The sequence below is a fragment of the Elioraea tepidiphila DSM 17972 genome (assembly GCF_000378465.1).
Classification (GTDB): Bacteria; Pseudomonadota; Alphaproteobacteria; order Acetobacterales; family Acetobacteraceae; genus Elioraea; species Elioraea tepidiphila.
Map to the genome: position 1 here is coordinate 1 of NZ_KB899951.1, position 18,952 is coordinate 18,952.

The 18,952-nt window shown below is 65.0% G+C and carries 18 protein-coding genes and 1 pseudogene; 17 read left to right on the forward strand and 2 right to left on the reverse strand.

Annotated elements, in window-relative coordinates:
- Positions 1 to 26: 26 nt before the first annotated feature.
- Positions 27 to 1,201 (reverse strand): IS3 family transposase gene (locus tag F563_RS0120520; RefSeq protein WP_156825295.1). Its coding sequence is split into 2 segments (ribosomal slippage): positions 27 to 943 and positions 943 to 1,201, totalling 1,176 coding nucleotides; the frame shifts between segments, so codons are not numbered across the junction.
- A 125-nt stretch (positions 1,202 to 1,326) separates the two neighbouring features.
- On the opposite strand from F563_RS0120520, the gene F563_RS24590 reads away from it, so the two are divergent.
- The 17 genes and pseudogenes from F563_RS24590 (at position 1,327) to F563_RS25005 (ending at position 18,749) form a co-directional block, all read left to right on the forward strand.
- Positions 1,327 to 2,742 carry an FG-GAP repeat domain-containing protein gene (locus F563_RS24590; RefSeq protein ID WP_084596746.1) on the forward strand — a complete coding sequence of 472 codons (1,416 nt, stop codon included), beginning with the start codon at positions 1,327 to 1,329 and terminating at the stop codon, positions 2,740 to 2,742.
- Between the two features lie 36 nt (positions 2,743 to 2,778).
- Complete coding sequence (locus tag F563_RS0120535; protein WP_019016573.1) at positions 2,779 to 3,591, forward strand: IS5 family transposase; 813 nt, start codon at positions 2,779 to 2,781, stop codon at positions 3,589 to 3,591.
- Positions 3,592 to 3,962: 371 nt separating this feature from the next.
- A pseudogene (locus F563_RS25785) lies at positions 3,963 to 4,490 on the forward strand (toxin TcdB middle/N-terminal domain-containing protein); the annotation flags it as partial.
- 87 nt (positions 4,491 to 4,577) lie between these two features.
- The gene (locus F563_RS25790; protein WP_026299762.1) at positions 4,578 to 5,654 is read left to right on the forward strand and encodes an IS5 family transposase; all 1,077 of its coding nucleotides are present in this window, start codon (positions 4,578 to 4,580) and stop codon (positions 5,652 to 5,654) included.
- A 111-nt stretch (positions 5,655 to 5,765) separates the two neighbouring features.
- Positions 5,766 to 6,236 carry a hypothetical protein gene (locus tag F563_RS0120545; protein WP_156825297.1) on the forward strand — a complete coding sequence of 157 codons (471 nt, stop codon included), beginning with the start codon at positions 5,766 to 5,768 and terminating at the stop codon, positions 6,234 to 6,236.
- A gap of 12 nt (positions 6,237 to 6,248) precedes the next feature.
- The gene (locus F563_RS23585) at positions 6,249 to 9,944 is read left to right on the forward strand and encodes an RHS repeat domain-containing protein (RefSeq protein ID WP_084596751.1); all 3,696 of its coding nucleotides are present in this window, start codon (positions 6,249 to 6,251) and stop codon (positions 9,942 to 9,944) included.
- A 10-nt stretch (positions 9,945 to 9,954) separates the two neighbouring features.
- Positions 9,955 to 10,854 (forward strand): hypothetical protein, encoded by a 900-nt coding sequence (locus F563_RS24995; RefSeq protein ID WP_156825298.1) that lies wholly within the window; start codon positions 9,955 to 9,957, stop codon positions 10,852 to 10,854.
- Positions 10,855 to 10,858: 4 nt separating this feature from the next.
- Positions 10,859 to 11,425 (forward strand): prepilin peptidase, encoded by a 567-nt coding sequence (locus F563_RS24210; RefSeq protein ID WP_084596753.1) that lies wholly within the window; start codon positions 10,859 to 10,861, stop codon positions 11,423 to 11,425.
- A gap of 26 nt (positions 11,426 to 11,451) precedes the next feature.
- Positions 11,452 to 13,290, forward strand: a complete 1,839-nt coding sequence (locus F563_RS0120560) for a GspE/PulE family protein (RefSeq protein WP_245557181.1) — start codon at positions 11,452 to 11,454, stop codon at positions 13,288 to 13,290.
- Positions 13,291 to 13,292: 2 nt separating this feature from the next.
- A complete protein-coding gene (locus F563_RS0120565) occupies positions 13,293 to 14,513 on the forward strand; it encodes a type II secretion system F family protein (protein WP_019016579.1) in 1,221 nt (406 codons plus the stop codon).
- Entirely contained in the window at positions 14,510 to 14,983 is a 474-nt protein-coding gene (gspG, locus tag F563_RS0120570; protein WP_084596756.1) for a type II secretion system major pseudopilin GspG, read from the forward strand. The genes F563_RS0120565 and gspG overlap by 4 nt, the downstream gene beginning before the upstream one ends.
- Positions 14,967 to 15,413 carry a GspH/FimT family pseudopilin gene (locus tag F563_RS0120575; RefSeq protein ID WP_084596758.1) on the forward strand — a complete coding sequence of 149 codons (447 nt, stop codon included), beginning with the start codon at positions 14,967 to 14,969 and terminating at the stop codon, positions 15,411 to 15,413. Before gspG ends, F563_RS0120575 begins: the two co-directional genes overlap by 17 nt.
- Before the next feature lie 32 nt (positions 15,414 to 15,445).
- The gene (locus tag F563_RS25200; RefSeq protein WP_019016582.1) at positions 15,446 to 15,793 is read left to right on the forward strand and encodes a hypothetical protein; all 348 of its coding nucleotides are present in this window, start codon (positions 15,446 to 15,448) and stop codon (positions 15,791 to 15,793) included.
- Between the two features lie 74 nt (positions 15,794 to 15,867).
- Positions 15,868 to 16,491, forward strand: coding sequence for a type II secretion system protein GspJ (locus F563_RS25000; RefSeq protein ID WP_162140609.1), 624 nt, complete (start codon positions 15,868 to 15,870; stop codon positions 16,489 to 16,491).
- A 1-nt stretch (position 16,492) separates the two neighbouring features.
- On the forward strand, positions 16,493 to 17,587 hold the full coding sequence (locus tag F563_RS0120585) for a PilN domain-containing protein (protein ID WP_156825300.1): 1,095 nt from the start codon (positions 16,493 to 16,495) through the stop codon (positions 17,585 to 17,587).
- On the forward strand, positions 17,584 to 18,168 hold the full coding sequence (gspM, locus tag F563_RS0120590) for a type II secretion system protein GspM (RefSeq protein WP_019016584.1): 585 nt from the start codon (positions 17,584 to 17,586) through the stop codon (positions 18,166 to 18,168). Before F563_RS0120585 ends, gspM begins: the two co-directional genes overlap by 4 nt.
- Complete coding sequence (locus F563_RS25005; protein ID WP_156825301.1) at positions 18,165 to 18,749, forward strand: hypothetical protein; 585 nt, start codon at positions 18,165 to 18,167, stop codon at positions 18,747 to 18,749. Before gspM ends, F563_RS25005 begins: the two co-directional genes overlap by 4 nt.
- Here F563_RS25005 and F563_RS25205 read toward each other — a convergent pair.
- A partial coding sequence (locus F563_RS25205; RefSeq protein WP_026299764.1) for a hypothetical protein occupies positions 18,701 to 18,952 on the reverse strand: 252 nt, incomplete at its 5' end. The genes F563_RS25005 and F563_RS25205 overlap by 49 nt on opposite strands.

Consider the following 18,952-nt stretch of genomic DNA (forward strand, 5'->3'; position numbering starts at 1 on the left):
TGACCTGCCCCCCGTTGGTCCCGCGTTCATTGTGAGAGCCCGCCGGGGTTGTAGCCGAAAATCTGTGCTGGCTGGAGCGGCCGGGCGGCGGAGCCGTCGAGGTAGCGCAGCCGCCCGGCCGCTTCCGCGTGGCGGCGGCGTGCGGCATCCGGGGTCAGCCCGCCATGCGCCGAGTGTGGCCGGTTCAGGTTGTAGTCCAGCCGCCAGCGTTCGATGACAGTTCGGGCCTCGGCCAGGTTGGCAAAGACCTCCTCGTTCAGGCACTCGTCCCGCAGCTTGCCGTTGAAGGATTCCACGAACCCGTTCTGCTGCGGCTTGCCGGGCGCGATGTAGTGCCACGCCACGCCGTTGCGGTTGCACCATTCGAGCACAGCGCGGCAGGTCATCTCCGTGCCGTTGTCGCTGACGATCACCGCGGGGCGCCCACGATGGACGATCAGCGCTTCCAACTCGCGCACCAGGCGTCGCCCGCTGATCGAGGTGTCCACCACCAGCGCCAGGCCCTCGCGTGTGAAGTCGTCGACGATGCACAGAATGCGGATGCGACGGCCCCAGCTCAGCGCATCGGAAACAAAGTCCAGCGACCAGCGCTGGTTCGGTCCCTGCGCCAAGGCCAACGGCGCGCGGGTGCCCGTCGCCCGCTTGCGGCCACGGCGGCGACGAACCGACAGACCCTCTTCACGGTAGATCCGGTAGAGCTTCTTCTTGTTCATCGCCACGCCCTCGCGCCGCAGCAGAATACCCAGCCGCCGATAGCCGAACCGCCGACGCTCGGCCGCGAGTTCGCGCAGCCGAGCACGCAGTTCGCCATCGCCCGGCACCGGCTCCCGCCGCACCGTCTTGGGGTCAACCTCGAGCAGCCCGCAGGCACGCCGCTGCGAATACCCGCGCTCCGCCATCAGGCGCAGCGCCGCAGCCCGGCGTGCCGCGGGCGTCCTCAGTTTTTTCCCAGCAGGTCCTTCAACGCCGAGACATCCAGCATCGATTCCGCCAGCAGCTTCTTCAGACGCCGGTTCTCGTCCTCCAGCGCCTTCAGCTTCTGCGCGTCCGATACCTCCATGCCCCCGTACTTCGATTTCCAACGGTAGAACGTCTGCTGGCTGATGCCGTGCCGGCGACAGACATCCTCCGTCGCCGCACCAGCCTCCTGCTCCCGCAGCACCCCAATCATCTGGGCCTCGCTGAACCTGCTCTTCTTCATCGTCCATCTCCTGCTGGGGACGGACTCTCACCCAAATCGAGGGATCAGGCAGGGGGCAGGTCAGCTGGTCGCTGGTAGGATTGTCGGAGATTGCGCGTTGTCCCCGTACGATCGCGCAGGACGGGGTGCGAGGTTCGGTCAATCTCAACGCGAATGACCGCTTCTGCCTGGACGGCCAGCGGCTGATCGTCGTCGCGGGAGGCAGTTACGGTGCCGCCGGGACGCAGTACCGGACGGAACTCGAGACATTCGCAGAGGTGAAGGCATCGACGACGATGGCCGGCAGCGGCCCAGCGTCGTTCACCGTGCGCACGAAGTCTGGGCTGATCATGGAGTACGGTACGACGACAGACTCTCGCATCGAAGCGCCAGGGAAGCCGGAGGCACGCATCTGGGCGCTGTCGAAGGTGAGTGATCGGCACGGCAACACGATGACGATCACCTACACCGAGGAGAGCGGCTCGGCGCGCCCGGCCAGGATCGACTACACGACGAATCCTAGCCAAGGAGTAACGGCAGCGCCACTTTCGGTACGGTTCACGTACGAGACGCGGACCGATACGGCGCCCGCAGGCAACCGCCGGCTTAGCAAGATTGGCACCTATCTGAATGATCCGGCGCCGAACGGTACGCTGGTTGCAGAGTATCGGTTGACCTACGGCTACGGCCCAGTGACAGCGCGCTCACGGGTCACGCAGATTCAGCGCTGCGACGGGACGACACCGACGCCGATTTGCCTGCCGGCAACCACGTTCGGCTACAGCGACACTGCCGCCTGGATGGCCTCGGGCGATTACGGGCGTCGCCTTGCTGCGAGCGACTTCGCCGGTGCAAGCGCTGCTGACTGGCAGAACGACGCTCTATACCCACGAACCCTGGCCGATGTGAACGGCGACGGTCGAGTCGACGTGGTGCGCTTTGCTGCGAATGGTGTCTGGATTGCGTTCTCGAACGGTGGGGGTTTCTTTACACCTGCGCGCTGGCACACTGGCTTCGGCACCAACGACGGTTACCTGGGGCGCGACAGTCATCCCCGCATGCTCGCGGATGTCAACGCGGATGGATTGCCGGACATTGTGGGCTTCAAGGCCGGCAATGTCTATGTGGCGCTCGGGACAGGCAGCGGCTTTGGTGCCGCGACGCTCTGGCTGAGCGGCCATCCGGCGTGGACCGCAGATCCGGGTTCGCCGCCTCGCAACTTTCCAAAACTCGTGGACCTGAATGGTGACGGCTTTGCCGATCTGCTGACGCTTGGCACGAGCGCTTTTGTCAACCTTTCCACCGGCGCCAGTTTCGGCTCGACACAGACTTGGCATTCGGAGGGTGTTAAGTATTTCCACCATGTCTACGTCCCACCGGATGGCAGTGATAACTTTTCGGGCTGCAGCTACACGCTGAACTGGACCGAGATTGGCGCTCCGACTCTTCTGGCAGATGCCGATGGAGACGGGCTCCCGGATATATTCTGGTTTAATAAGAGCCTGTCTCGAAACGCCTTTGATATGAGCTTGTGGGGGCTGGATGGCCGGGCTGCATCGTGATTCGACCGGGTTGCGACACCTTGGACGAACGACGCGATGTGGACCCCGGCCACCCGCGCGCAGCATAGCCGCGCGGGTCTTCGCTACGCGAGTGATCTGACGGACGATGAATGGCGGCTGCTGGAACCGCTGCTGCCCGGCGTGCCCAGATGCGGCCGGCGGCGCGCTTGGCCGCTGCGCGAGATCGCCAACGCGATCTTCTATGTGCTGCGCGCCGGCTGCGCTTGGCGGCTTCTGCCAGACAGCTTCCCGCCGTGGCGGACGGTGTATCGCTGGTTCGCCCGGCTGCGCGACGGCGGGGTATGGGAGGCCATGAACCATCACTTGGTCATGCGCGACCGCGAGCGGGCGGGGCGCGAGGCCAGCCCGACCGCGGCAGTGATTGATAGCCAGAGCGTCAAAACCACCGAGAGCGGCGGGCCGCGCGGCTACGACGCCGGCAAGAAGGTGAAGGGCCGCAAGCGCCACGTCATGGTGGATACCGACGGGCGCGGGCTGACGCTCGACAACCATCCGGCCGACATCCAGGACCGTGACGGCGGGCCGCCGCTGATGCGCCTCTCGCGCCGCCGCTGGCCCTTCGTGCGCCTCGCCTTCATGGACAGCGGCTATGCCGGGGACCGGGTCGCCAGCGCGACGGCCATCCGCGTCGAGATCGTGCGCAAGCCGAAGGGGCAGGTCGGTTTCGCCGTCCACGCACGCCGCTGGGTGGTCGAGCGCTTCTTCGCATGGATCGGCCGAAACCGGAGACTGGCCAAAAACTTCGAGGCCACCATCGCCTCCGCCAATGCCTTCCTCTACGCCGCCTCCGTCATGCTCCTGCTACGACGCATCGCGCGTTCCGCATGAGATTCGAGACAGACTCTAAGTATCTTTCAGGAGGCTCTGCCCCATCGATAAAGAAAACTGTTGCATCAGCATTCTCTGTTATCAGGAATGCACCGATTTCTGTAGGGTGCAGTACTTCTACTTATTGGCCCCACGGTCTTCTTGATCCACCCCTACTCGGCGACATTAACGGGGATGGGCGAGCTGATGCCATGTACTTCGATGTTCAGAGATACTACGAGTACAACGAGAGCGGACAGACGCTTTACACAGAATATGGAACAACAGCATCTGGATTTCTTGGTGACGGGAATGGTGGTCTTGCTTTGCTCGGTTCATTCCCGCATGGCGGATATGGCGGGGCATCCAACGGCATCAACGCTGCGTATTTGATGGACATCAACGGAGATGGCTTGGCGGATCTCGTTACATTCACTGACTATGGTGTCAGGTACAGTTTTTCAACTGGTTACGGATTCGGCGCTGTTCAGACCTGGATCAATCAATATGGAGCGCTGCAGGGGTGGGCGAGCCACCCGCGTCGTTTGGCGGATGTGGACGGAGACGGCCGCCCTGACATCGTCGGCTTCGGCTCCGACGGTGTGTACACGACACGCAGCGCCAGCCTGCCGTTGCCGGACCTGATCGCTTCGATCAGCAGCGGATTGGGGGCAAGCCGAACCGTCAGTTACGAGACGCTTTCGCAGGTACCGCCCGCTGGGCAAGCACCAGTATACACGAAGGGCAGCGGCTCACTGTATCCGCATGTGGATCTGCGTTTGCCGTTGGCTGTGGTGCGCCAAACAGCGGTATCCAATGGCATCGGTGGCGTGACAACCATCCGGTACAACTATGGCGAGTTGCGCGGTGAGGCGACCGGCCGCGGCATGAAGGGATTCCGCTGGGTTGAGGCCCTGCAGGTGGAGACCAACCGGACACTTCGAAAAACCGCTGGCGTCGGCTCGGTTTGGGGTGATTCGCTGATCTTCTCGGCGAAGGGGGCGGCGATGGCGGGTCAGGCGGGTTTCTTCGATGCGGATGAGCGGCTTCGCGCTCTGTCAGCGGCCGGCGATCCGCTGGAGCGGCTGCGCGCGGTGGTGGATTTCGAGCTGTTCCGCGCCGAGCTTGAAGCAGCCTTGCCGCGCGCCGACCGCAGCCGCGGCGGGCGCCCGCCCTACGACGCGGTTCTGATGTTCAGGGTCCTGGTGCTTCAGGCGCTGTACACGCTTTCGGACGAGCAGACCGAGTACCAGCTGCGCGACCGGCTGAGCTTCATGCGCTTCGTGGGCCTGGCACTGCACGATCCGGTCCCCGACGCCAAGACGCTCTGGCTGTATCGCGAGCATCTGACGCGGGCGGGCGCGCTGGCGCGGCTGTTCGCGCGGTTCGATGCGCTGCTGGCCGAGCGCGGCTATCTGGCGATGGGCGGGCAGATCGTCGACGCGACGGTCGTGGAAGCGCGCCGGCCGCGGCTGACACGGGAGGAGAAGCGCACGCTGCGCGAGGGCGGCACGCCGGAGAGGTGGTCGAAGGCGCGGGAGCGCCAGATCGACCGCGATGGACGCTGGACCATCAAGCGCGGCCGCAAGCCGTCACCCTCGGACGGCGTTGAGCGCCGCGCTGCCGAGATCACGGTGCCGGTGTTCGGCTACAAGAACCACCTCGGCATCGATCGCGGGCACGGCTTCATCCGCCGCTTCACCGTCACCCATGCCGCACGCCACGACGGCAGCCAGCTTGGCGCCGTGCTGGACCCGGAGAACACTGGCAGTGGCGTCTGGGGAGACGTCGCCTATCGCAGCAAGGCCAACATCGCCCTGCTGGAACGGCGCGGCCTGGCGCCGCAGTTCCAGCGCGCCAAGCCGCGCGGACGGCCGATGCCGGCGCACGTCGCCCGCGGCAATGCCACCCGCGCGCGCGTGCGCAGCCTGGTCGAGCACGTCTTCGCCGCCCAGAAGCGCCGCATGGGACTGGTCGTGCGCTCGATCGGCCTGGCCCGCGCCACCGCGCGGATCACGCTCGCCAACCTCACCTACAATATGCACCGGCTGGTCTGGATCGAGGGGAGAACTGCGCCCGCTTGATCGGTCCTGGCGCCGAAAGAGGCGCGCAGCCAACGCCGGCGAGCCACATCAGCCGTTCGAAAATGGCCGGTCCGCGCGCAACGGGCCATCAACGCCCCTCAGTAGCGCTCGATGAGCAGGTTATTCGAGGTGTCCAACCTGCGGGTGCGCACGGAGTACTCGCAGGACTTCCCGTTCACCGGCAGCCCCGTGCTGATCGAGCGGCAGGTGCTGAACGCGGCAGGCCAGGTGACGCAGGTGATCTCGCGTGTCACCAACACCTATGGCTGCTTCGACTTCGCCGGCGCGACACCGACCAGCTGCCAGACCTACGCCGGGCGCCGGTATTTCCCGTATTTGCGACAGTCTGTCGAGGAGGCGTGGGACCTGAACGGGGCGGCGATGCCGACGGTGACCACGACCACTGAGTACAACGAGCCGACGACTGCCTTCTTCGGCAATGCGACGAAGGTGACGGTGCAGACCAGCGCGGGCGGTAACGTCTGGACGCGCGAGACCACGAATACCTACAGCAACGATGCGGCGAATTGGATCCTCGGCCGATTGACGCAGTCGGTCGTGCAATCAACGACGCCGAATTGACGGGAGGCCGTGATGATAGCTGAGGATCGGGCTCTCGTCGCGCGCGACACTTCCGCGCGGTCGTTGCGGTGCTGCCTTCTTGGCATTGCGGTCGGTCTCGCAGGCCTTGCCTGCACCAGCTCAAGCTGGGCGGCCACGGCGACGCGTGCTTCCAGCTTTGGGTATCACCCGACCACCGGCATCCTGACGCAGGAGACGGTGCAGCCGGGTGGTGGCAACGGCATCGAGCTCACCACTACCTATGTGCATGACGGGTTCGGCAACCGCACCGAGGTGCGACTTGGCAGCAACCTCGGCGCGGACCAGCGCACCACGACCACCGGGTTTGATCCCACGGGTCGGTTCGCGACCAGCGCGGCGAATGCGCTGGGTCACGCCGAGAGCCGGACCTGGGATGCACGTTTCGGCGTGCCGGTTTCGGTCACCGATCCGAACAACCTGACGACGAGCTTCAGCTACGACGGCTTTGGCCGGCGTACGCTGGAGACGCGCCCTGACGGCAATCGTATTGCCACGCAGTATCTCTACTGCAGTGGCGTGGCCGGTGGGACCGCAAGCTGCCCGAGTGGGGCGGCCTACGTGATCGTGACCACGCCGCAGAACGCCGGCGGCGTGCAGAACGGCCCTTGGGTCAAGACCTACTTCGACACGCTCGAGCGTGAGATCCAGCAGGAGACGCAGGGCTTCGACGGCAGCGTGGTCGTGCTGCGCACGGAGTACGACGCGCACGGGCGGGTGGCGCGCAAGTCGCTGCCGCGCTTTGCCGGCGATCCGACCGAACGCTGGGTCACCTACACCTATGACGCCCTTGGCCGGGTTGTCGAGGAGCTCCGGCCGGACGGGACCAAGGCGCAGGTCACGTACAACGGCCTGGTACAGGTCGATACGGCGATCGCCGGGACGGAGACGCGGAGCCGCACCACGATCCGCAACGCCGTCGGCCAGGTGGTGGAGACGCGCGATGCGCTGAACCAGGCGGTCACCTTCGAGTACGATCCGTTCGGCAACCTGATCCGCACGGTGGATCCGGTCGGCAACCAGAGCACCGCGACTTACGACATCCGCGGCCGACGGACGGCATTGAACGATCCCAATCTCGGCGCGCGCAGCTTCACCTACAACGCGTTCGGCGAGGTGCTGACAGAGACGAACGCGCGCGGCCGCATCACCACCATGACCTATGACAAGCTGGGTCGGATGCTGACGCGTAGCGCGCCGAGCGCAAACAACATCCCGGGCGAGAGCGCGAGCTGGACCTACGACACGGCGACCAAGGGCGTCGGGCAGTTGGCGAGCGCGACCGCCTCGCTCTACAGCCGGACCTACACCTACGACGCGCTGGGTCGGCCGAGCAGCATCGCCACCACCATCAACGGTGTCACCTCGACCTTCGCGGCGACCTACGACGCCAACGGGCGCGTGGACACCGTCACCTTCCCGGGGATCGCGACCGGCTCGGCGGGACTGACCGTGCGCTACGTCTACACCGCACTCGGCTTCGAGGAGCGGCTGGAACGCGCCTCGGACGGGGCGGTGTTTGCGCGCACGCTCAGCCGCGATGCGGCCGGCCGGATGCTGCAGAGCGAGATGGTTTGGGCACCGAACGCGGTGCGCACCGCGCGGGTGTGGGACCAGGCGACCGGCAGGCTGCTGCAGTTGGAAACCATGGGGCCCGGTACCGAGACGCTGATCGAGCGTCATGCCTATGCCTGGGACGGGTTCGGCAATCTCGCGAACCGCAGTACGACCTACCCCGTGGTCGGCACGACCACGGCGACGATGGCGGAGAGCTTCTCCTACGACACCCTGAACCGGCTGACCGGAGTGAGCACGACCACGGTTGGCGGACAGGTGCTCACGCGTACCTTCGGCTACGACGCGATCGGCAACCTGACGGCGCGCTCGGATGTCGGCACCTACTCCTACCCGCTGGCGGGAGCAGCCCGCCCGCATGGGGTGACGACGATCGCAGCTGCGCCTGCACCTGCGCCCTTCGCGATGACCACGACGTTCGGCTATGACGCCGACGGCAACATGCTGTGGGGTGCCGGCCGGCAGCTCACCTGGACCAGCTTCAACATGCCCGCGACCATCAGCCTGGGCGGGCAGCAGCTGAGCTGGCTCTATGGTCCCGAGCGGCAGCGCGTCCGCGAGACCCTGACGGGCGTCGCCCACACCCATCACGTCGAGGGTTTCGGGGGCAACAGGTTCGAGCGGCGCGAGGAGATCGCCTCGGGCGTGGTGACGGCGACCAGCTTCCTGGTGTTCGGCGGGGAGATGGTGGCGCTGGTGACCGAGTCGAGCAACGCGCCCGGGGTGTTGCAGGCGCTCTGGATGCTGAAGGACCATCTGGGCTCGACCACGACCCTGCTCGACTGGCAGGGCCAGATCAGCGGCACGCGCAAGGGGTATGACGTCTGGGGCAAGCGCCGGTTCGTGACCGGAGAGGACGATCCGACGCACAGCATCGTCTCGGCCTCGAACCGCGACTACACCGGGCACGAGCTCCTCGAGGAGGTGCGGCTGATCCACATGAACGGGCGGGTCTATGACCCGATCCTGGCGCGCTTCCTGTCGCCGGACCCGTTCGTGCAGGATCCGCTGAACCTGCAGGCGTTGAACCGCTACGCCTATGTGCTCAACAACCCGCTCGCCTATACCGACCCGAGCGGGTACTTCTTCAAGAGCATCGCCAAGTTCTTCAGCCGCATCTTCAGCGGCGTGCAGAAGTTCTTCCAGCGGAACCCGATCGCCGCGCTGGCGGTCGGCATCGCTACCGCTTGGATCACCGGCGGGATCATCGGTTTCGATCTGATCTCGTGGGAAGCGGCAGGGGTCACGGCTGTCGTCTCCGGTGGGCTGACCGATGGACTGCGAGGTGCCTTCTTCGGCGCCGTGTCGGCTGGCCTCACGTTGGGAATAGGCAACATAGGCTTCTTCGGCCAAGGCCTGGAGGCGGTGCTCGGCAAAGCGCTGCTGCATGGCGTCGCGCAGGGCGCGCTCGCCGAGGCGCGGGGCGGCGAGTTCGGGGCGGCGTTCCTGGCCGCGTCGTTCGCGCATGCGGCCGGCAGCCTCGCCGCCGAGATCGATGTGCTGAAGGGCACGAGCGTTGACAAGGTGGCTGCGCGCACGGCGGCGGCGGCCGTGGTCGGCGGCACCGCGTCGGTGATCGGCGGCGGCAAGTTCCAGAACGGCGCGGCCACCGCCGCGTTCGTGCACCTGTTCAATGCGGAGAGCATTTATACCAGACTTGGTCGTGATGCACACGAGGCGTTTGCAGATTTTGTTGTTGGGCAGAACTTGGAGTCCGAGATCAGATTCAAGAAAGAGGACTTCCAGATCGAATCCATCCGTTCATACGTGAGGCTGGATGCCTATGATCCCAGCGCTCGCGCTTTCTGGGAACTCAAGCCGGATACTATAACAGGACATATATCTGGCAGGCTACAGATAGAGTTCTACAGAAACCTGCTAAACTTGACACCAGGCGGTAACTTAGGCACTCTTGTGGTAGGAACTTCATCATCTGCTGTGCGTAGCCCGCTTGGCAATTACTTTATCTTCGAGAATAGGGGTAGAGGGCTCATCACTTATCAGCAAATGACCCACGAAAGGTCGTGGATGGAGAGGGTTGGTCCGGTCTTCCGCGGGGCATCACCAGGTTTCGGGCTTCGACCCGGGATCCCGCGGTGGCGAGGTGCGAACTAGGGAGCTGGCTGTGTCTAAGGGCTACGAGGATGCGCGCGTGGACACTGTTTGGCGGGCCAGTCTGCTGAAAGCAGTCGAGCGACTGCCAGCAGTATGGCATGGAGTGGCTGAACGAGGGATTGCTGGGCTGAAGCTCCTTCTTGACTATCTTCGGCGGACGACGCCGGCCGACGCCGATCTGGTCGATATCGAGGCGTTCTTTGTTGAGGTTTGCAAGGAGATGCTGTCTTCGTATGAACGTCCGTGGACATGGACGGTCCGCGACACACTGAAACTCGCGTACAGATCCCCCATTCTCGATGATCTGGCCACGCGGCACAAAGCTGGGCATTGGCCATGGATGGACGAAAGCGAAGAGTATCGACGCTATCTTCTTCACCCAGCTTATATCAGATACGCTGCTGGCAATTCCCTTCAGCATCAACTTATCTCATTTAAAGACTACAAAGAATTTCATGCCACATTCTTTGTTAACAGGTCACACGAGATTTCGACGCTTCTCGCGGGTATCGGCCAGTCGCGCGATTCATTCGAGGCACTCAGCGAAGCACGCAGGCGGAAGATCTTCTTTGATGTGACGTCTCGCGCGGGGTTGGTCAAAATTGACCCACAAGCAGGCAGAAGCTTTCCATTTTACGTTTTCGATGCGCCGACTGGGAGTGAGGAGATTTTTGTTCACTTGGCCGTGTCGAAAGGAAAGTTTCGACCCAGAGGCCCGGGAGGTGCAGAGATCTCCTTCATGTCGAAGAAACTTGGAAAGATTATCACTATAGCGGATCCAGTTTTGTTATTCCCCGGCATAACGAACTACAGCATTAGAAATTTTACCATGTCAGAGAAATTGATGTATATATTTGCGCTGTCGACATGCACTTCGATGTTTTCCGCATTTGTCCATAACCACATTTAATCACATGAGTATTGAAAATTTTTCTGATCGCGCTATTTTTATTTCAGAGTTTTTACATTACTTTTTGTTGTACCATAGTGTTGAACTTTATATTGTTGCTTTCTCTCTTTCTTTGTTGTTGATCCAGTGCTTCATTGACCTGCAGTCTCGTCTTCTGCCCGATATTGGCAACCTCGCGCTGGGTTCCCTTGGGTTGACCTTCCATGCCCTTCCCGACCCACCAATCCTGTCTCCGTTCGATCTTCTGCTGGGCGCTCTCACGGGGGCCGCCTCCCTCTACCTGATCCGCTTTGTGTTCCTGCGCTTCGCCGGCCGCGAGGCGCTCGGCCTGGGCGACGTGAAGTTCGCCGCCGCTGCCGGCATCTGGGTCGGCGCGCCGGCGCTGCCGACGCTGTTCTTCCTCGCCGCCACGCTCACTCTGCTCGCTCTGCCGATCCGCGCGCTGCTGCGCCGCCGTGCCGGCACCACCGAACCGGCCGATCCTGAGATCCCGTTCGGCCCCGGCCTCTGCGCCGCCACCGCGATCGTCGTCGGCATGCAGCTCGCCGGCCTGCCCGTGCCGCCGCTGTGACGGCAGCACACGCTTCGCATACCACTGTGCGTCTGCGCGTCGCCGCAATCTTCGACTTGCGCCCAGCCGTTGCCGCTTCCTACACTTCCGTCATTGGAAAGACCGTTTTGGTCGACGACCATGAGGCAGGCCGCGTGTTTCAGGACATGACGCAGCACGAGCACAGCGACGGTGCGGCCCTGCCTTCCTCTCCATCCGGCGCCGGGATCGCCGCTCTCCTCGTTGCCAAGGGCGTGCTCACTCCCGCGGCGCTTGCGCGCGCCCGGACGGTCAGCGCCGAGACGCGCGAGCGGCTCGATCTCGTGCTCACCCGCCTCGGGCTCGTCTCCGAAGCGGATCTGGTCGAGACCTACGCCGAGGCATTTGGTCTCGATCGCGCGACCCTTGCCGACGCGCCGTCTGCACCGCTGCTGACGGCGGAGCTGCCGGAACGCTTCCTGCGCCACGCCCGCCTGCTGCCGATCGCCGAGAGCCGCGACGGCGTCGTCCTGGCGATGGCGCATCCGGACGACGAATTCTCCTTGCGTGCCGTGCGCGCCAAGCTGCGCCGGCCGGTGTTCCGCCGGGTCGCCGCGCCGAGCGATGTCGAGCGTATGCTCGATCTGCTCTACGCGCCGGCACCGTCGGCAGACGATCGCGGCGTCGCCGCTGACTCCCAGCACCAGGCGGAAGACGCAGAACGGCTGCGCGATCTCGCGTCGGACGCGCCGGTGATCCGTCTGGTCAACCGGTGGCTGGTGCAGGCCGTGGAGGCTGGCGCGTCGGACATCCATATCGAGCCAGGCGCTGACAGCGTGCGGCTCCGCATGCGGCTGGACGGGGTGCTGCAGGAGATCGAACAGGCGCCGCGCGCGCTGCATGCGGCCATCGTGTCGCGCATCAAGATCATGGCGCGGCTGGATGTCGCGGAACGGCGCCTGCCGCAGGACGGCCGGCTGGGCCTGGCCGTGCGCGGCCGGGATGTGGATGTGCGCGTCTCGATCATGCCGACGGTCGAGGGCGAGTCGGTCGTTCTGCGCATTCTCAACCGCGAGGTGGTGCAGCTCGACTTCGCGGCGCTCGGCTTCGATGGCGAGCCGCTCCGGACTTTCCTCTCGATGCTGGAGCGGCCGGAGGGGATCATCCTGGTCACGGGTCCGGTCGGCAGCGGCAAGACGACGACGCTTTATGCTGCGATCGAGCGGCTGCGCCGGCCGGGGATCAAGATCGTCACGGTCGAGGATCCGGTCGAGTACCGGATCGCCGGCATCACGCAGAGCCAGGTCAATCCCGAGATTGGCTTCGACTTCGCCGACGCGCTGCGTTCGCTGCTGCGCCACGACCTGGACGTGATGATGGTCGGCGAGATCCGTGATCTCGAGACGGCGCGGATTGCAGTGCGCTCAGCCCTGATTGGCCGGCGCGTGCTGTCGACGCTGCACACGAACGATGCCGTCAGCTCGATGACACGGCTGATGGACATGGGGATCGAGGACTATCTGCTGACGGCAACGGTAATCGGCGTTGTTGCGCAGCGCCTGGTGCGTCGGCTGTGCCCTGCCTGTCGCGAGCCGTTCACGCCGAGCGAGGAATGTGGCCGGCATCTCGCCAGTGCAGCCGATGCCGCCGACGAGGTGGTGCTGTACCGGGCCGTGGGGTGTCCACACTGCCGAGGGACCGGATACCGGGGCCGCTTGGCGCTGACCGAGGTGCTGATGATGACCGAGCCGCTGCGTCGGCTCATCATGCGCAAGCCTGATGCGGACACGCTGCGCCGCGCTGCCGTGGATGGCGGCATGACGACACTCTACCAGGACGGTGTGCGCAAGGTCCTCGGTGGGCTGACGACCATCGAGGAAGTGTTGCGCGTTGCCCGGGCGGACTAGGGATGGGGCGCTACGCCTATCGTGCGCTCGCGCCGGACGGGTCGAGGCTGCGCGGTGAGCTGGAGGCGGCGAGCGACCGGGATGCGGCCCGGCAGTTGCAGGCGCGCGGCAGTTATCCGCTCGAGATCAGGCCGGCCGAGAGGGGGTGGCTGGCGGAGTTCCTGCGGCGGGAGATGCGCCTCGGCCGCGACGTCCGCCGTCGCGACATCGCCATTCTGACCCAGGAGCTCGGATCACTGGTGGCGGCTGGCTTGCCGCTCGATCGCAGCCTGCATCTCGCGCTGGAGGCCAGGGGACGTGGCCCGTTGGCCCGCGTCCTGCGGGATGTGCTGGAGCGTGTGCGCGGTGGCAGCACGCTGGCGCGCGCGTTGGCAGCGCACGGCACCATCTTCGATGCCGCTTATCGGAGCGTCGTCGAGGCGGGCGAACGATCGGGCCATCTTGGCCAGGCACTGAAGCGGCTCGGGGAGGACCGGAAGCGGGCAGACTCGGCTCGGCAGAAGATCCTGTCATCCTTGCTCTATCCGTCACTGCTCATCGTCATGGCCGGGCTGTCGCTCGGCTTCATCACGACGACCGTGCTGCCGCAGTTCCGCCCCATGCTGGCGGAGGCTGGCGTACAATTGACCGTCAGTGCAGAGGTGCTGTTTTCGATCGGCGATCTGCTGACGAACCACTGGTTGACCCTCCTTCTCGGAGCCTTTGTGGCGGGGACCGCGCTGGTGGTCGTGATACGGCAGCCGGCCAGCCGTCTCTGGATTGATGGGCGCCTGCTGCGCGCGCCGGCAGTCGGGCCGTTTCTGCGTGAAGCGGCTGCCGCGCAATACTGCCGTCTGCTGGCGATGCTGCATGGCAACGGCATTCCGCTGCCGGCGGCCATCGGCATTGCGGCCGAGGCTGTGGGCAGCCCGACGCTTCAAGCTGCCCTGCGGCACGTCCAGACCAAGGTCAAGGAAGGCCGGGGCCTGGCCGGCACGCTCCAGGAGACGGGGCTATGTCCGCCGCTCGTGATCCACCTCGTGCGGGTTGGCGAGGAGACCGGTCGGCTCTCGGAGATGCTGCTGCGGGCGGCAGATCTCTTGGATGAGCGGTTGCAGCACATGACCGAGCGCTTCACCGCGCTCCTGGTGCCGGTTCTGACATTGGTGATCGGGGTCGTGATCGCCGTCGCAGTCACGTCGGTCTTCTCGGCGCTCCTCAGCCTGAACGAGGCGATCCAATGAGCTGGGTTCGCAGGGTGCTGTGGTCCGGTGTTCCACCCCGCAGGCGCCCACCTGTGCGGAGGCACCGTGAGGCAGGCATTACCTTGCCTGAGGTACTGGTTGTTCTGGCGATCATCGGGCTGATCGCATCGGTTGCCGTGCCTGCGGTGACGCGTCATCTCGGCAAGGCACGGACGGATACCGCGCGTGTTCAGGTGGAGACGTTGACGAGCAGCGTCGAGCTGTTTCGGATTGATGTCGGCCGTTATCCGACGGCAAGCGAAGGTCTTCAGGCGCTGGTCGTCCGCCCCGGTGGCGTGGAGGGGTGGAACGGCCCGTATATCCGCCGGCAGAGCAGCCTGATCGATCCGTGGGGCACGCCGTACCAGTACCGCATTCCTGGCGAGCGCAGCGACTTCGACATCTTCACTCTCGGTGCCGACAAGGCGCCGGCGGGCGAGGGCGAGAATCGAGATGTCGGCAACTGGTAACAGAAGTGGCGAGGAAGGCTTCACCATTGGCGAGGCGCTGGTGACGCTGGCGATCGCGTCTCTCCTCGCGTCGCTTGCCGCGTCATTCTCCTGGCGACGCCCGGAGGGCGTCGAAGCCGATGCGAGAGCACAGGCGATTGCCGTCGTACTTCGGGCGATGCGGAATGAAGCGATCATGCGAGGCCAGCCGCTGTCCCAGCCGGTTCCAACGGGCGCAACGTTTATGCCATCGCCGATGGCCGGCACGTCCCGGCAGCGCTTGTCCGCAGCCTTGCATCAGAGCGGTGCAGACAGGGACGACGTGCCGGTGGTGACGTTCTTCCCTGATGGGTCCTCCAGCGGGGGAAGCGTCGTTATCAGCGTCGGACAGCAGCAGCGCGCCATCGCAATCGAACCGGTCACCGGGCGAGTACAGGTGCTGAGGCAGTGACCGGACGCACTTGGGAAGCGGGGATTTCTCTCGTGGAAGCGCTGGTCGCCGTGGCGATTGGTGCTGTTGCCGCACAGGCGAGCTTGGATCTGCTTGCCGGCAGCTCGCGGCGCCTGATGCAGGCCGACGCGGAGGCGCGTGTCGCGCAACTGGCGGCATCGTTGATAGAGACCGGCGATGCGGACCGCTGGAAGGCCGGTCCTGGCCGCCGGGGCACGACTCCGGACGGCCTGCGATGGCAACTGGAGTTGGACGATCTGCGCCGTCCCACGTCCGCCAGTCCGTATCGTCTCCTCGGGATCAGGGTGACGATCACCGATACCTCTGGGCGGCGGCAGCACATCTTCCACTCTGCGCGCCTCGTGCCAGCGAGCGAGTGATGGTGGCGACTGCAGCACGTCGGCCCAGGCATGCACGCGACCGAGAACGCGGCTTGTCCACGACTGAGGCCTTGGTGGCTATTGCGGTGATCGCTCTGCTGACGATCAGCCTTCAGGAAGCGCTCCACGGATCCTTGCAGTTCGCCCGATCGGCCACTGCACAGACGGAGCGGGCGGACGCTTGGCGATCCACGATGCGGCTGATGCGATCGGTGATCGAGGCGGCATCGCCGGACCCTGAAGGCGGACGCCCCGGCCGATACACGGTCGTGTTCCACGGTGAGGCAATCGGTTTCGCGACGCTGACCACCATTCCTGCCTATGCCCTTGGCGGTGGTCGGCAACGGGTTTGGGTGGGGCTCGGTGGCCCGAATGCCGATGCGCTCATCATGCGATGGCGGCCGGAACTCGACAGCGGGCGAGGCGCCGCCGCGGCTGCAACGCTACCGGCCGTTGAACTCCTCGACGGAGTTCGGATGATCCGATTCAGCTATCTCGGCCGCCGGGATGGACAACCAGAGGCCCAGTGGTCGGATTCGTGGTCAGGGCAAGCAACGTTACCGAAGCTGGTTCGTCTGGACATCATGTTCGAAGATGGTGGACGTGTTCGCCGTCTTTCATTGACCGCGGCACCGCGCGCGAGCGCTGACAGCCTCTGTGCGATCGATCCGCTCACGCGACGCTGTCGAGGAACATGAGATGACCGCACTGGGTGCAGGGCGGGCGTGGTCGTTGGCCTCGTCGCGCATCGATGCAGTCGCCGCGTGGTGGCTGGCGTCGCTCGCTCTTCTTCTGCCGGCATCGGTCCGACGACGGATAGAAACGGCATCGCAGCCGATCGAGTTGCAGTATACAGCCGATGGCTGGTGCCTGATCGGCACGGTTTCGGCACGTCGACATCGCGAGGAGATGGGCGAGGGACGTACAGGGACTCCGCTGACATCCCTGCCGGCCAGCTATCTGCAGAGGCTGGTATCCAGTCGACGGCCAATCCTCCTCTCGATCCCGGCGGACGACTACCTCGTGGGGCGAACCACGCTGCCTCGAAGCGCCCAGAGCCGGCTTGCTCAGGTGATGCGACATGAGATCGAGCGCCTGACCCCCTTCAGTGTCGATCAGGTCGTCTACGATTGCTGCGTGGTCAGTGAGGCGGATTACGACCACTCGATCACCGTTGAGTACGCGCTGGTCACGCGTGCGACCATTGATCGGTGGCTGGGTGAGCTGAGGGAATGGAGCCTGCCCGTGTGGCAGCTTCGACTTGGCCTGGGCACGACGAACCGAGATCCGTTGCGCATGCTGCGATCATCCTCGGCGTCATCACGCTGGCTGATGGCGCACGCGACGGCGGGTGCCGTGTTGGTACTGCTGTTGTGGACCACGGCGACGTCGTGGGTGGCAATGCGGGAGGACCAGGCACGCACGCTCGAGGGAGAAGTCGCGGCGCTGCGGCGGACAGTGCTGCGAGGTGAGCAGCTTCGGGAAGAGCTGGCGGTTCGCTCGACCGAGATCACCAGACTTGAGAGTCGGAGGACTAGGCTTGGCGAGATTGACGTTCTTGCCGAGCTCACCGCCATGCTCACGGACGATGAGTGGATTACGGTCCTGAGCCTGTCCGGGGAGCGGGTGCGTGCCGCCGGCGTGGCTCCGAGTGCCGCTGCAGTGCTGCTGCGGCTCGGTCGTTCCGAGATACTGCGGGATGTCGAGTACGCTGCGCCAGTAACACGCGGGCCCGGCGATACAGGCGAGCGTTTTGAGGTTTCGGGCCGCATCCGGAGCGCGGCAGAGCCATGACATGGTCTATCTCGCGGCACCGCTGGCTTGATCCACTGTTGGCGCTGGCGGTTGGCAGTCTGCCATTTCTGTTCCTATGGCTGTTGGCCATTGAGCCACTCGTCGAGCGATCGCACCGAGCGGAGGATCGCCTGGCGGCGCTCATCGCAATACGCGACAGGCTTGCAGAGCGCGCTGCGGCAGTTCCACAGCTCGAGGAGTTGACGGAGAAGAATAGGTCAGTCTGGCTCGACGTGCCGGGGCTGATCGTTGAAGAGCAGCCGGGCCAGGCAACCGCCGTGCTGCAGACATTGGTCAGGGACGTTGTTGCGCGGTCCGATGGTCAGTTGTTCACAATCCTCGCCTTGCCAGCCCAACCTGACGGGACATTGACCCGAGCGGCGATCCGCTTCGAGGCGGTAGCTCCGGCGCACCGCATCGGTGACCTGCTCCTTGCGCTCAGACGAGCTCGGTCGCCGGTGGTGTTCCTGGACAATGTCGAACTGCGGGTTGCTGATGGCGGGATGCGGCGTGGCGAGGCGGCAGCGCCGGTGCGGATACGCTCTGATGTTGTCGCCTATCTCGGGAGCCCGCCCCGATGACAGCGGGCGCTCATCTGGCCGTTCTTGCGATTCTGGTTCTGGCCAATGTCGGGGTGGCTGGCCTCTTCGCGACCATGGCACCCCCGCCGCTCGCCCCAGCCGAGGCGGGGACATCGCCGCCACCGCAGCCGCGTCCCGCCTTGCCGATCGAGGACGGTGCCTCCCGGCGGAGCATCGATCCCATGATGCTTCGCGAGCGGCCCGTCTTCGAGCCTGGACGGCGCCCCGTCCGGCCGCCGAGCCACGAGCCGATGCCCGCTGCTTCGCTGCCGCAGGGGGCAGCAGCGCAACCGATTCCTGCTGAACCGGAGGTCGCTGCGGTGCCGCAGCTGATCGGTATCATTGTCAACGGGGCCGACCGGCTCGCGCTTCTGGCCGATGTTGGCGTTGGAGTAACCGTGGCTGCGGTAGGTCACACCATCGGCGGCTGGCGCATCACCGTGATCGACCTGAGGCAGGTGCATCTGGAATCGAAGTCTGGGACGACACGGATAGCTCGGTTGCTCTATCAGCCCGTTGAAGAAGTGGTCGTTCAGTCGAGAGGGTCTGGCTCCAAGCTGATGGCGATGGCGGGGGTCTGATCGCCGGCGACGACGATCAGCAGCATCATCGGAGAGCCGTTCGGCAGGATGACGGCGGCGAGGCAGGCGGAGAGCCTGTCCTGGAACGCCCTGGGAGTTCCGGCACCGGTCAGCAGGCGCATGATCAGGCCGAGATTGTAGCCGGCGACGTGGATCAGGTAGCGCTTGTGGATGTTGTCCCGCCCGCGCAGCCAAGTCCGGCG